The sequence below is a fragment of the Spirulina subsalsa FACHB-351 genome, from assembly GCF_026130165.1.
Lineage (GTDB): Bacteria > Cyanobacteriota > Cyanobacteriia > Cyanobacteriales > Spirulinaceae > Spirulina_A > Spirulina_A subsalsa_A.
In genome coordinates this window covers 66124-81112 of record NZ_JAIHOM010000004.1, presented here as the reverse complement: position 1 = coordinate 81112, position 14989 = coordinate 66124, and the positions used below count along the sequence as shown (strand labels likewise).

Here is a 14989-nt window from a genome sequence, read left to right as displayed (position 1 = left end):
TCATCGACCGTTGGTATCCTTCCTCGAAAACCTGCTCACACTGTGGTCACGTCCTCAAAGAGTTGGACTTGTCGGTGCGAGAATGGCGTTGTCCGTCCTGCCAATCTGTGAACGGGCGAGATGAAAACGCCGCTAAGAATATTCAAGCAGTTGGGGCATCAACTGTTGGGTTAGACGATGTTAGACGGGCAATGCCCGCAATCGTTGCTTGACCCCAGAATCCCCGCACCTTTAGGTCGGGGAGTATGTCAAACCGACTCCGATGGGAAAACCGCAGCAAATCCTCGTTTCTTCCGTCAAGTTAAAGCAATCCTGCCAGAGCAAGTTACTTCGCAGAAAGAAGAATCCCCCTAAGAATTGCGAAACGCAATTAACGGCGGGAGTGTCAAGAATGGGCAGCTGTTCCCGTTAAACGGGCTGTAGATTCCCGACGATTGGGGAGTTGAGTGACAGGGATTTCTAGGATAAACTTAGCCCCTTGTCCTACTTCAGAATGGCATTTCATCACCCCTTGATGACGATCTACGATGATTTGATAACTAATAGATAAACCCAATCCTGTCCCTTTCCCGACTTCTTTGGTGGTGAAAAAGGGATCAAAGAGTTTAGGTAAATATTCAGGTTGAATTCCCATCCCATTATCTTGAATGACAATGCGAATCCAGTCCTGATTCTTCCATTCAGTTTGAATGAGAATAGTGGGTTCTCGATCTTCGTCAAACTGGGTTTCTTCTAACGCATCAATGGCGTTATTTAACAAGTTCATGAACACTTGATTCAATTGCCCAGCGTAGCACTCAACGAGGGGCAAATCTCCATATTCCTTGACCACTTGAATATTGCGCCGTTTACTAGGAATTTCCCCACATTTGGGATGTAAGCGGTGCTGCAAAATCAACAGGGTACTCTCTAAGTTTTCATGGAGATCCACGTTTTTAACTTCTGCTTCATCCAAGCGGGAAAAGGTGCGCAGGGATTGCACAATTTGCCGAATGCGTTCGGCTCCCACTAGGAGGGAATTGTGAAGTTTTGGTAAATCTTCTTGCAAAAATTCCCATTCTAGTTCTTCTAATTTGCCCTGAATTTCACTGGGGGGTTCTGGATAGTATTCTTGATATAAGTCCAGTAAACGCAGGAGATCATCACTGTAGGATTGAGCATAAATTAAGTTGCCATAGATGAAGTTGACGGGATTATTGATTTCATGGGCAACTCCGGCCACCATTTGCCCTAAACTGGACATTTTTTCCGATTGGATGAGTTGGGATTGTGTCCGTTGGAGTTCAAGTAAGGCTCGTTCTAATTGGACGGTTTTGGCTTGGTGTTTTTCGGCTTCCTCGGCCTGTTTGCGCTCCGTAATATCCCGGAATGTTCCAGTATAAAAGGAACGAGTTTTTAATTCTGCTCGGCGTAAACTAGCTTCAACGGGGAAATGGGAACCATCTGCTCGTTGTCCTAGAATCTCTTTCACGTTCTGGTCAAGGAGTTGAACAAAAAATTGGGTACGGTCTGCGATCGCCCCCGGATAACAACGCACCAAGTCCAAAATCGACATTCCCACCAACACATCCCCAGTGTAGCCAAACATTCGCTCGGCGCTGGGATTGACCGTTAAAATCTCTAAAGTGTTGGTGGTAAAGGTAATAATGGCATCGGTGGCCGTTTCAATAATCGCCTCAATGCGCAGTAGGGATTCTTCCATCACGTCCATCACGCTGTTGTAGCGCATAGCGATGTGTCCCGCTTCCGTAAAAGGATCTACCGGCACCCGTAAGCTCAAATCTTGGGTAGCCGCTTGCTCATCCATGACGCGAAACAATTCGTAGGTTTCGGTTTTTGCGCCATGTTCGGAAACATTTAAACCTAACTCTTCAGCTTCCACAGAAACGCGGAGGGAAAACCAAGGGGTCAGGCATTTTAAAAATAACCAGGTCAGGCCAAAAGCCCAGAGGAAGGCTAAGATAATCCCGAGGGTCTGAATCCCTAACTGTTCGAGACGACTAACACCCGGTGCAAAGGTATCTAAGGGAGAAAAGAGGGCAACGGCTACAGTTCCCCAAGCACCCGCCCCCGCGTGGACTGCTACGGCATCTACGGCATCGTCCACCTGGCAACGGAGGAGGAAGCGGCTAAAGAAGAGCATCACTAAGGCTCCCACCGCCCCAATTAAGGCCGCTGAACCACTGGATACGGAGTGACAAGATCCGGTAATGGAGACTAAGCCTGCTAAAGAGCCATTGATTAAATATTCAACCCTTGCCCCTTGTCCTTTGGGCCAACTGAACAAAATGCCGATCAGCATTCCCGTTGCACCTGCTAGGATGGTGTTCCCGAGGATGGCGGGAACTTGAGGGCCGAGGTGCAGTAAGCTACCACCATTAAAGCCTAACCAACCTAACCATAAAAACATGGTACCCATGACCGATAGGGGGAGGTTAGAGCCATGAATTCGTTGGGTGGCATTGGCGACAAAACGGCCGAAACGGGGACCCACCACTAAGAGAACGGCGAGGGATGTCCAGCCGCCGATACTGTGAACTACTGTGGCTCCGGCTTGGTCAATAAAGCCTAAATCTCCTAACCAGCCGACAAAGGTTCCCGTTCTAATACCATTCCAAGCCCAATGACCATAAAGCGGATAAATAATCCCCGAAATAAAAGCGGCAATGCACAAATAGGCGGAAAACTTCAAGCGTTCAGCAACTGCTCCGGAAACAATAGTGGTGGCAGTGCTGCAAAACATTGCTTGGAAAATAAAAAACGTTGCTTGTTCTGGTGTGGACTCCCAATCCATCAAGAAACCTGTTGAGCCTATCCACCCTGCTTGAGAGGCTCCAAACATCAGGGCATATCCTAATGCCCAAAACAGCAACACGGAAATTCCAAAGTCTGACAGGTTCTTAACAGCGACGTTAATGCTGTTCTTCGACCGAGTAAGTCCAGACTCCAGGCACATAAACCCGGGCTGCATGAGGAAGACCAGACCAGAACAAACGAGAAGCCATAGAATGTCAATCACTTCATCACTTGCTCTTTTCTTGCAACATAATATTCTCGCCTATCGGGTGGCTAAATGCTGTAATAATTTATACTTTTTTCCTTAGACATTGGGGGCTTTCAGTTGGGCTGGACTTGGGGGTAACTTGACTAGCCCCAAGCCCTGTCTAGGCAAGAGCGGGGACGGTCAAAAATGAGGTCGTATCCCGTAATTCCGGTAACGGAAATAATCTCCCAAAATTCGGTCATGATCAAAACAGAGATGGGTGGGCATTTCCCAAGGGTGAAAAATCCCTAAACTTTGGGCATCATCAGCCGCTTTGGGTTCTCCGGTGGCTGTGGCGAGAAACACGATGCTGATGGTGTGTTGGCGGGAGTCCCGTTGGGGGTCGGAATAGACATAAAATTGCTCTAATAAGGTGACGTTGAGGGAAACTTCTTCTTTGGCTTCTCGTCGGGCGGCGGTTTCTACGGATTCTCCATAGTCTACAAAACCGCCGGGGATGGCGTACCCATAGGGGGGGTTTTGCCGTTCAATTAAGATAATGGGGCGGTGGGGACGGTCGATGAGTTCAATGATGATATCAACGGTGGGGGCAGGATTACGGTAGGTCATAGTTGGATCGGTGGCGTTGTGGGCTTAACTAGCGGGTGGTTCGTTTTTTGTTCTTTAAGGGGGGTGTTTCGACGGAGGGAATAATGGGTAGGGTGAAGTGGAAGGAACTCCCCTGATCTTTGCCTTGGGATTCGGCCCAGATCATGCCGCCCCAACGTTGAATGATTTGCCGACAAATGGCTAATCCTAGCCCGGTTCCCCCAGTGGTTCGTTGTAGGGCGCCTTCTTCTTGATAGAAGCGGTCAAAGACGGTTTCTAGACGTTTGGGTTCTATGCCGCGTCCGGTGTCGGCAACGGTGACTTGTAACATCCGTTTGTCCCGAGGGTGGGCGCTGATGGTGATCTTGCCTTTGTGGGGGGTGAATTTACAGGCGTTGTCGAGGAGTTTGGCGAGAACTTCGACTAACCATTCTCCATCGGCTTCGATGAGGGGCAGGTTTTCAGGGAGATGGGTGATAATTTGGGGCAGGTCTTGGGGGTTATGGCGGGCGCGAATATGGCTTAATCCCAAATCAATACATTCGGGGAGGGCGAGGGGTTCGGGGTTCCAATCTACGCGGCCGCTTTCGAGTTTGGAGAGGGTGAGGAAGTCCTGAATGAGTTTGCGCATTCGTTCTGCGTCGGAGAGGGCGGTGTTGAGCATGACTTGACGCAGTTCTGGGGGCATATCGGGTTCTGTGCTGAGACTTTCGAGACAGACTTGAATGGTGGAAAGGGGGGTGCGTAGTTCGTGTCCGGTGATGGCGACGAGGTTGGAACGGGTGCGGTCGAGGGCGGCGAGTTGTTGGTTGAGGTCTTCGAGGTGGGCGTAGGCTTCGGCTTGAATGAGGGCGACTCCGACTTGATTGGCGATCGCCTCGACTAGGCCGATTTCCTCGCTGGTCCATTCTTCGGGTCGCGGACCACAGTGTTGGAGTTCGACAATTCCCAGTAGGCGTTCTTGGTAAAAGACGGGAACGAGTAACCAGGAGCGAATGCCCCACTGGGTCAAGAGTTGGCGAAATTCAGGACTGGTGGTGGGGGGAAGGTCTTGGTGGGTGTCTTTGACCCAGGCGGATTCGTTGGTGGTGATGACGGTTTGGAAGAGGGGGTTTTCTGTCAGGGGCCAGGTGATGCCTTGGAGGGAGGGAACGTTAGGACTGAGGAATTCATGGGCAATGGTGGCGGTGGTGTCGGTGGCCCGACAGCGATAGATCAGGCAACGACAAGCGCCGAGGACTTGCCCTACTTTTTCGACGGCGACTTCTAGGATTTCTTCGGGATTCAGCGATCGCCGAATGGCCACGGTCATCAGGTGAATCAAGCGTTCTCGTTTTTCTTGGGCGGCGATCGCACGATAAGCCTTCATTAACTTATACTGGCTGACCTGCAAGTAGGTCACTAAACGTCCCACAAAGGGATCCGGATTGGTCTCCACAGACTCGTCCCCACCCTGACTTTTAACGAATGCTCCCAGATAGGTTTGTTTGGCTTGAGCCAGTTTCCGCGCTAACTCCGGACGGTAACGCAAAATCCGATCTAACAAAATCCCAGCCGCCTCTTGAGCCACCTGACGTTCAAAGGTCCAAATCCCCTCAAACCGCCGATTGGAGTCCATCCCTAAAGTGGACTCATCCCCCGGGCTGCTTTTTTCTCGACAAATCAAACAAGTGGCATAACTATCCCCCAGCACCACCAGATGCCATTCTTGGGCTAAAGCATCGGTGGGCGCAAATGCCACGGTTTCATAATCCCCCGAGTGATTGCGAAACTCAGTTTCTGGGGCCGCTAATACATAAACCTGATCACTTTTCTCGGCAATGCGACGATAACGATGGGCTTCTTGACGATAAAAACGCTCTTGTTGGAATGTTGCAATGACTAAAGGAGCGCTAGACCCTGCCAGCACTTGATCCTCCATCGCATGGGACAGCGCAATGAGAGAGGATTTAAAATACATCTGGGGTCGCCAGTCCGGTAGCACCTTCAACAAATCAGCAAGGACGGAAGTAGAAATACTCATTAAAGTTGGGGTTGGGGTCTTTTCCTCAGAGGTGGATTTGGTCAGGGCGTAAAAAAAAGTCTGCGCGCAATCGGAACAGAATAACTTCTTATTTTAAGTTAAATCAGGAAGCCCTATCCTCACCAACGGCAGGGTGGGGTAGTTCATTTGGTGGCCTTCACTCTCCATCCTACAAAAATGCGCTCCTATCGCGATTTTCTATCAAAAATTTCAATCATTAGATAGACCATCTCCAATTTTTCAAGATACACTAAAGCTAGAAAGAGTCGGCGAGATGGTTGCAGATTAGCCCTGGCGGTTAGTCTGAGGAAAGTCCGGACTCCCCAAAGACCAGACCTGCTGGGTAACGCCCAGTGCGCGTGAGCGTGAGGAGAGTGCCACAGAAAAATACCGCCTTCGTTTGAGGGTAAGGGTGCAAAGGTGCGGTAAGAGCGCACCAGCAGTATCGTGAGGTACTGGCTCGGTAAACCCCGGTTGGGAGCAAGGTCGCAGGGGCAAGGGTTGGTCTTTTTCCTGTCCCGCTTTTGGTGAACCGCTTGAGGTGTTTGGTAACAAACATCCCAGATAGATAACCATCCTTCCTCTGGGAAGAACAGAATCCGGCTTATGTCCGGCTCTTTCTTGATTGATCAATTTCTAGCTGAATTCTAGGGCTGACGCGCCCCGCTTAAGGTTGATTCTCAAATCAATTCTTAAGCGAGAGCGCGTCAGGGGGTTTAGATTGGGTAATGGGTACTTTCAAGTTAACTGAAAATAGCGGTTTTGTCAAGTTGGCTCGCGGAAATTACCGATTTGAGATCTATCTGCGTGCGCCCTTTAAAGTGGAATGAGTTCAGGAAAATTCAAGAGGATTTGTTCATCTGTTAACTGATCTCCCAAACGGGCGGGGGAAAAATGGACTTGAATCGCACGCAAACGGTCTTCATAATGTAAATTAATCAGACTTTTTAAGCCCTCAGTCATGGCATTAAGATCGGCGAGATCCGTTTCTAACTCCTGAACTTCTCCCTCTGCCGCGACGGTAATCATCACCACAATATGGCGTGTAATGGGGATAGACAGCGTATCCTCTGCCATTTCTTCCCCTAGACTAGGCTGACTCAGATAACGTTGTGCTGAATCGGTGAAGAGTGTGTTAACGTAGTCTCCGGCTTCTTCTTCTTGCCAAAAGATATCCCCTTCATTGGCGGCAGCCTGCCAAGTGTGTTGGACATCTAATAGACTTTGACAAATTTGTTCTAAACTGTCCCCCAAGACTCTGAGATCGCCTTCTGATGCGATCGCCTCTCGTCCCGCTTGATTGAGAATTCCCAGTAGTGGGGCAATATCCGAGCCTGTAATCTGCAAAAACAAACGACACACCATCAAGCGTTTGCGTCCCATCATTTGATTTAAGCGATCGCCAATTGGAGACATCCCGTTGTTCACTCCTTCCGATGCACATTTGCTCTATTTTACCGGAAATGGGGAATCTCGAATGCTGATAGCAGCATTTACTCTTTTTCCAATTTATTTGGAATTTTGACAAAAGTCTTGGCACAATAGGAGATGACCATAATTAGACCCTATTTGCCCCGGTCTCTTCTGACAAAATCATGAGAGATGGGGCTTTCTTCTTAAGAGAGGCTGAAAATAGGGATCAACTCACCCAAGAGGGGAACGATTTCCCGAGGGGTTTTCTCTGACCCAAAATAGGAGCTATATGAGACGCTGGAAACGCTGGTTTTTGATCATGGTATTCCTAGGGATTGTACTGGGATCAACACCTTTCCCCCTCAGCCCACAGCCCATTGATATTATCTTAACGCCAGAGCCAGTTAACCCGGAACTACCCCCCCTGCCTGATTTTGTGGATCACCTACCCGAAGTTCTACCCCCTGCCCCCATCAGGACCCCTCCCCCCCAATTTCAGGGCAAAGTTGTGTATCAAGTTGACCTCCCTGCCTCGGAAAAGGCGATCGCCCTGACCTTCGATGATGGGCCTTGGCAAAACAGCGATCGCTTTCTAGAAGTTCTCGACACCCACCAAGTCAAAGCCACCTTTTTCGTCGTCGGGCAACACCTAGAACTCTATCCCCAAGTCGCCCAACACATCGTAGAAAAGGGTCATATCATCGCTAATCATAGCTGGAATCACACCTATCATCCCCTCAGCCCCACCCAAGCCGCCACAGAGGTCAAAAAAACTGAAAATGAGATATTAAGGCTCACAGGGGTCAAAACCACCCTATTCCGTCCTCCCGGTGGAGTTCTCGATAATGGGATGGTAGCCCAGGCCAAAAGTCAAAACTACACCATCATCATGTGGTCTATTGATCCCCAAGACTACACCAATATTTCAGCCCCCACCATTACCCAGCGCGTCCTCAGTCAAGCCAAATCCGGCGGGATTATCCTACTCCATGATGGGGGAGGGAATCGTCGTCAGACCCTCGAAGCACTTCCCCAAATTATTAGCCATTTAAAGCAACAAGGCTATGAATTTCTCACCCTTCCTGAACTCTTAGCCAAAAGTCTATAGCAAGGGGCGGGAGTAATTCATGAATTACCCCTAGAATATTTGAGGAATTCACAAATTACCCCCACGATATAGCACGATATAGATTGATAAATTACCCCTAATAAGGCCACTTCCAGTGAACCATTTCAGGTTTATCTATCCCATGATCATAGGCATAGTGTAAATGGTCAATGATCTCATTCTTCATTCGTTCCTTCACATAGGCCGCCGCAGAACGTAATTTCGGCACATAATTGATCACATCAATCACCAAATTAAAACGGTCAATTTGGTTATGAATTGCCAACTCTAAAGGAGTATTAATATTTCCCTCCTCCTTGTAACCCCGAACATGAATCCGGTCCTGATTTGTCCGACGATAAACCAACTTATGAATCAACCAAGGATAGCCATGAAAATTAAACACTACAGGCTTATCTGGCGTGAACAACGTATCAAAATCTCGGTTCGATAAACCATGAGGATGTTCCCCCTCTGACTGCAACTTAAACAAGTCCACCACATTAATAAAACGGACTTTTAAATCCGGGAACTCTTCGCGCAAAATTGCCGTTGCAGCTAACGCCTCCCGAGTGGGAATATCCCCACAACTAGCCATCACCACATCAGGAATATCCGGCTCTTTTCCACAATCATCATTGCTAGCCCACTCCCAAATCCCAATCCCTTTCGTGCAGTGTTTAACCGCATCTTCTATGGTCAAATACTGCAAATGGGACTGTTTATCTGCCACAATGACATTCACATAATCCGTACTGCGTAAACAGTGATCTGTCACCGATAACAAACAGTTGGCATCCGGTGGGAAATAAACCCGCACCACATCGGCACTCTTATTCGTTACCAAGTCCACAAAACCGGGATCTTGGTGACTAAAACCATTGTGATCTTGCCGCCACACGACGGAAGATAAGAGAATATTCAACGAAGAAATCGGCGCACGCCAAGGCACTTCCTTCTTGCAAATATCGAGCCATTTGGCGTGTTGATTAAACATGGAATCAATCACATGGGCAAAGGCTTCATAGGTATGGAAAAAGCCATGTCTTCCGGTGAGTAAATAGCCTTCTAACCACCCTTCTAAAGTATGCTCACTCAACATTTCCATCACCCGACCATCGGGGGACAATTCACTCCCGTCCTCATCTTCGGGTAAAAAGTCCGCCAGCCAGGTTTTTTTAGTCACTTCATAGACCGGATGGAGACGATTAGAAGCCGTTTCATCGGGGCCGAAAAGGCGGAAGTTCGTCATATTATTGCGCATTACATCCCGCAGAAAATAGGCCATGACTTTAGTATTTTCCATCTCAATGGAACCCGGACGGCCAATATCTACGGCATAGTCGCGGAAATCAGGCATTTTCAGCTTTTTACGCAGGATTCCCCCATTAGCGTGGGGGTTAGCTCCCATTCGGCGGTGTCCTTTGGGACTCAAAGCCTTTAATTCGGGGATTAAACTGCCTTTCTCATCAAATAATTCCTCGGGTTTATAACCTTTCATCCAGTCCACCAACATCTGTAAGTGTTCTGGGTTATGATGTAGACCCCCCATGGGGACTTGATGCGATCGCCAAAATCCCTCAACCTTGTGACCATCCACCTCTTTCGGGCCAGTCCAACCCTTCGGAGTGCGCAAAATAATCATCGGCCACCGGGGACGTTTGGCCACCCCCGTAGTACGCGCTTCTTCCTGAATCGCGTGAATCTCATTCACACAATGTTCTAAAGTATTCGCCATCAAGTGGTGCATCGTTGTCGGGTCTTCCCCTTCCACCACATAAGGCGTATAGCCATAACCTTTGAACAAATCTTCCAATTCTTCCCGACTAATGCGAGAAAGGATGGTAGGATTAGCAATTTTGTAGCCGTTGAGGTGCAAAATCGGCAGCACTGCCCCATCTCGAATCGGATTGAGAAACTTGTTCGAGTGCCAAGCGGTAGCAAGGGGGCCGGTTTCCGCTTCCCCATCTCCCACCATAACCGTCACTAGGAGGTCAGGATTATCAAAAGCGGCTCCGTAAGCATGGGAAAGACTGTAACCCAGTTCCCCCCCTTCGTGAATAGAGCCTGGAGTTTCTGGGGTGCAATGGCTACCAATCCCCCCCGGAAAGGAAAACTGTTTGAAAAACCGTCGCATCCCCTCCTCATCTTCGCTCATGTTGGGATAAATTTCCGAGTAAGTCCCTTCAAGATAAACAGGAGCAAGAACCCCCGGAGCGCCATGACCCGGGCCAGCTAAATAAATAGCGTTCAGGTCGTATTTCTTAATGAGACGGTTCAGGTGAACATAGACAAAGCTTAAACCCGGACTAGAACCCCAATGACCGAGGAGGCGGTTTTTCACTTGGTCAGGTTGCAGGGGTTCTTTGAGTAGGGGATTACTGCGTAGATAAATCATACCTGCGGCTAGATAGTTGCAGGCTCGCCAGTAGGCATCTATTTTTTGCAGTTCCTCTTGTTGAATTGAGTAAGGATTGGAGGATTCTGGGGTAATAACCATAAATGACTCTGGGTTAGACTTGGCTGCATTCTAACCTGTTCTGTTTGTTTTGGGAGCTAAAAGTGTTTTAAGATACCATTTAATTTTCTGGAGGTTTCAGGTTTTCTGGACTAGAGGACATTCATCCTAACTGGTCACGAGTACCCCTAGGCGCTAAAGTATTTCGCCACAGGATGATAGGTAATAATGGCCGTGGTGGATTGTTCAGGATACAACTGTTCGCTTTCGTCCATGTATAAACCAATGCGATCGCACCTCAACAACTCCAATTGCTTATACTGGTCTTGGATATTGGGACAGGCCGGATAACCAAAACTATAACGGGACCCCTGATAACGTTGTTGTAAGATATCCCGAATATTATCCGGTTCTAAATCCCCAAATCCTAACTCGCGGCGAATTGTAGCATGAGTCCATTCCGCCAGTGCTTCAGCCGTTTGTACCGCCATCCCGTGATAATAGAGGTAATTAGTGTAATCATCCCCCTCAAATAGGGTTTTAGCGTAGTCTGTGGCCACATCCCCCATCGTCACCGCTTGCATGGGGAAAACATCGATAATCCCCGAATCTTTAGGAGCAAAAAAGTCCGCAATACAAAGACGACGACCTGAACGTTGTCGGGGAAATTCAAAGGTCGCAACTTCTTGTTTCGCTTCGGGATTATTGGGATCATAAATATATAAGGTATTCCCTTCCGATTGACAGGGGAAATAGCCATAAATGACCGTCGGATGCAGCAGACTTTCTCCGAGAATTTTAGCTTTCCATTCCGCTAAAATCGGGTGAACTTTTGCCGCTAAAAACTCGTCGTATTCCTCCCGCGATTGGTCTTTCGGTTTGCGAAATTGCCACTGTCCCACAAATAAGGCTTGTAAGTCTAAATACCAGAAAATCTCCTCTAATGATAACTCGCTGGGTTGTAATATCTTAGTCCCCCAAAATGGAGGAGTCGGTCGTTCTATATCCACGGCAACCGCTTCAGAGCGACGGGTATCAATGACCAGAGGTTCATCTTTTTTCACCTTGCCATTGCTACTTTCTCTCCCGTCGTCTTTCCCCTCATTGCGACCTTGGAAAACTTGATTTTCTTCCGCAAAATTCGCTAAAAAGCCTTGTAAATCATCCCAATTCCCTGCTTTTTTGGCGGGCATTAGTTTGTCCATAAAGTGCAAGTCGGAAAAGGCATCTTTCCCATAAACCACTTTCCCCTGATAGGTATTCTTGCAATCTTCATAGACAAATTTAGGCGTTAAGGCCGCACCGCCTAAAATCACGGGAACGGTAATTCCTCGCTCGTTAAACACTTCTAAGTTATCTTTCATGAAGGCTGTGGATTTAACTAATAATCCACTCATGGCGATACAGTCCGCCTTGTGTTCTTCATAGGCTTGTAGGATATTTTCTACAGGCTGTTTAATTCCTAAGTTAATCACTTTATAACCATTGTTGGTCAAGATAATATCAACTAGGTTTTTGCCAATATCATGGACATCTCCCTTGACCGTTGCAATAATAAACGTCCCTTTGGCATTACTTTCGCCCTCTTCTTTTTCCATGAAGGGTTCTAAATAAGCTACGGCTGCTTTCATGGTTTGGGCAGATTGTAAAACAAAGGGCAGTTGCATCTGTCCTGAACCGAATAATTCCCCGACAACTTTCATCCCATCTAAGAGGAACACATTAATAATATCTAGGGGCGGATATTGGGTTAATGCTTCCTCTAACGCCTGTTCTAAGCCTAAGCGTTCCCCATCAATAATATGGCGTTTTAACCGTTCTTCAATGGGTAAATTAACATCAACGGCTTCCCCTTTGCTGGCTTTTTTTCCGGCAAATAATTCCGTTAATTTAGTGAGGGGGTCATAAACGCACACATCCCCCTCAAACTTCCGCCGATCATAAATTAAATCCCGACAAACTTCTTGATGTTCAGGGTCAATTTTGGCGAGGGGTAAAATTTTGCTGGCGCTGACAATGGCGGCATCTAAACCCACCTGCATGGCTTCATGGAGAAAGACCGAATTCAAGACTTGACGGGCGGCGGGATTTAAACCAAAGGAAATGTTAGAAACTCCGAGTAGGATGTGACAATGGGGCAATTCTTGACGGATTTGTTGAATAGATTCAATGGTGGCCTTGCCGTTTTCTCGGTCTTCTTCAATCCCGGTGGAAATGGGGAGGGCGAGGGGGTCAAAAAAGAGTTCGTGGGGGGGGATGCCATAGGCTAGGGCGCTATCATAGGCTCGTTTGGCGATCGCAAATTTCTGATTAGCTGTCCGGGCCATCCCCTCCTCGTCAATGGTCCCCACCACCACACCGGCCCCGTAACGCTTGGCCAAATCCAACACCTGATAAAACCGAGGTTCCCCGTCCTCATAGTTGGTCGAGTTGAGGATACATTTCCCCCCCGCCACCTTGAGGCCGGCCTCCATCTTCTGCCATTCCGTGGAGTCTAACATCAGGGGCAAGGTGACATTATTCACCAAGCGCGAGGCCAACTCTCGCATATCTCGTTCCCCATCCCGTCCCACATAGTCCACGTTGACATCCAGAATATGCGCCCCTTCCTTGACTTGGGCTTTGGCGAGGGAAATTAAACCATCCCAGTCTTCCCCATCCAACAGGGTGCGGCACTTTTTCGACCCACTGGCGTTCAACCGTTCCCCGACAATCAAAAAGGAATTATCTTGAATGTAGGGCTGGGTGCTATAAATTGAAGCGGCCGAGGGTTCATAATGGGGGTGGCGTGGTTTGGGGGTTAATCCCTGCGCCATTTCGGCCAACTGTTGAATATGTTCGGGCCGAGTGCCACAACAACCGCCGATAATTTGCACTCCCAAATCTTCCACAAAGTGCATTAAAGCCATTCGTAATTCCATCGGGGTGAGGCGATAATACGCTTGGCCGCCCACATTTTCCGGTAAACCTGCATTGGGAACACAGGAAACAATAAAGGGGGAATTTTCCGCCAAATACTTAATATGTTCCTTCATTTGTTCGGGGCCTGTGGCACAGTTTAGCCCCAAAATATCAATAGGATAGGGTTCTAAAATAGCTAAGGCGGCGGCCATTTCGGTTCCCACTAACATGGTTCCCATCACTTCCATGGTGACAGACACCATCAAGGGCAAACGCTCCCCTTTTTCCGCAAAAACGGCTTCAATGGCATTTAGTGCCGCTTTAATTTGTAGGACATCCTGACAAGTTTCCACCAATAGGAGATCAACCCCTCCATCATAAAGACCTCGGACTTGCTCAATATAGGCCTCTCGCAAACTGTCAAAATCAATATGTCCCAAGGTCGGTAATTTCGTCCCCGGCCCAATAGACCCGGCCACAAAGCGGGGTTTTTCTGGGGTAGAATACTCTTGGGTTAGGCGTTTCCCCAATTCTGCCGCCTTGCGATTGAGGTCATAGGCACAATGGGCTAAATCGTACTCTCCCAAGACCAAAGGAGTTCCTCCAAAGGTATCCGTTTCAATCACATCGGCTCCCGCCTCCAAAAACCCGCGATGGACTTTCTCCACGGCCTCTGGTTTCGTCTGCACCAGATACTCATTACAGCCCTCATATTTCGCTCCCCCAAAGTCCTCAGCTGTGAGGTTCTGCACTTGGAGGTTCGTCCCCATTGCACCATCAAAGACGAGGACGGGACGTTCTGGACTATTGAGACGATCGAGAAAAGCGCTCTTCATGGGTTCTCAAGACGGGTAAACAGGCATCTTTGTATTTTAGCAGGGGGGGGAATGGAGTTGATTGGAGGCAGATTATGAACAACGAAAAGGTCAAAATGCTGGCGGGGGAACTCTATAATGCCAATGATCCTGAACTGCTGGCTGAACGTTCTCACACTCGGGGTTTACTGGCTCGTCTGAATCAGAGTCGTCCACAAGACCAGAACCTGAGAGCGGAAATCTACGGGGCTTTATTCGGTTCTGTGGGGTGTTCTCTGGTGATTGAACCTCCCTTTTATTGCGATTATGGGCAGAATATCATTTTAGGCGATCGCATTTTCCTAAACTTTAACTGTGTGATCCTTGACCCAGCAAGGGTTGAGATTGGCGATGATGTCTTTTTCGGCCCGGCCGTGCAACTCTACACCGCCACCCATCCTCTGGATTCGGGCCTCCGTCGCACCGGGTTAGAATCCGCCCATCCCATCACCATCGGTTCTGATGTTTGGATTGGGGGAGGGGCTATTGTTTGTCCGGGGGTTAAAATTGGGGCAGGGTCGGTTATTGGGGCGGGTTCTGTAGTCACAAAGGACGTAGCTCCGGGGGTTGTGGTCGCTGGAAATCCCGCCCGAGTGATTCGTGTCCTTGATTGACATACTCCCGCCGTTAATTGCTAACG

9 protein-coding genes and 1 other RNA gene are annotated in these 14989 nt (G+C 48.5%); 4 read left to right on the top strand and 6 right to left on the bottom strand.

What is annotated here, in order from left to right; genetic code table 11:
• On the top strand, window positions 1–212 hold a 212-nt coding region (locus K4A83_RS01500; RefSeq protein WP_265262603.1), incomplete at its 5' end, for a transposase.
• Between the two features lie 173 nt (window positions 213–385).
• On the opposite strand, the gene amt is transcribed toward K4A83_RS01500, so the two are convergent.
• From amt to K4A83_RS01485, 3 genes are all read right to left on the bottom strand, one after another.
• Window positions 386–2956, bottom strand: coding sequence for an ammonium transporter (amt, locus tag K4A83_RS01495; protein WP_265262606.1), 2571 nt, complete (start codon window positions 2954–2956; stop codon window positions 386–388).
• A gap of 228 nt (window positions 2957–3184) precedes the next feature.
• Window positions 3185–3613, bottom strand: coding sequence for an NUDIX hydrolase (locus K4A83_RS01490; protein ID WP_265262602.1), 429 nt, complete (start codon window positions 3611–3613; stop codon window positions 3185–3187).
• A gap of 28 nt (window positions 3614–3641) precedes the next feature.
• A complete protein-coding gene (locus K4A83_RS01485) occupies window positions 3642–5615 on the bottom strand; it encodes a DICT sensory domain-containing protein (RefSeq protein ID WP_265262601.1) in 1974 nt (657 codons plus the stop codon).
• Window positions 5616–5877: 262 nt separating this feature from the next.
• Between K4A83_RS01485 and rnpB the strand changes: the two genes are divergently transcribed.
• An RNA gene (gene rnpB, locus K4A83_RS01480) (RNase P RNA component class A) lies at window positions 5878–6237 on the top strand.
• Window positions 6238–6431: 194 nt separating this feature from the next.
• On the opposite strand, the gene K4A83_RS01475 is transcribed toward rnpB, so the two are convergent.
• On the bottom strand, window positions 6432–7031 hold the full coding sequence (locus K4A83_RS01475) for a DUF1517 domain-containing protein (protein WP_265262599.1): 600 nt from the start codon (window positions 7029–7031) through the stop codon (window positions 6432–6434).
• 286 nt (window positions 7032–7317) lie between these two features.
• Between K4A83_RS01475 and K4A83_RS01470 the strand changes: the two genes are divergently transcribed.
• A complete protein-coding gene (locus tag K4A83_RS01470) occupies window positions 7318–8136 on the top strand; it encodes a polysaccharide deacetylase family protein (RefSeq protein ID WP_265262598.1) in 819 nt (272 codons plus the stop codon).
• A 97-nt stretch (window positions 8137–8233) separates the two neighbouring features.
• On the opposite strand, the gene K4A83_RS01465 is transcribed toward K4A83_RS01470, so the two are convergent.
• A complete protein-coding gene (locus tag K4A83_RS01465; protein WP_265262597.1) occupies window positions 8234–10636 on the bottom strand; it encodes a phosphoketolase family protein in 2403 nt (800 codons plus the stop codon).
• Window positions 10637–10782: 146 nt separating this feature from the next.
• On the bottom strand, window positions 10783–14331 hold the full coding sequence (metH, locus tag K4A83_RS01460; protein ID WP_265262596.1) for a methionine synthase: 3549 nt from the start codon (window positions 14329–14331) through the stop codon (window positions 10783–10785).
• A 74-nt stretch (window positions 14332–14405) separates the two neighbouring features.
• On the opposite strand from metH, the gene K4A83_RS01455 reads away from it, so the two are divergent.
• A complete protein-coding gene (locus K4A83_RS01455) occupies window positions 14406–14963 on the top strand; it encodes a sugar O-acetyltransferase (protein WP_321160986.1) in 558 nt (185 codons plus the stop codon).
• Window positions 14964–14989: the final 26 nt, after the last annotated feature.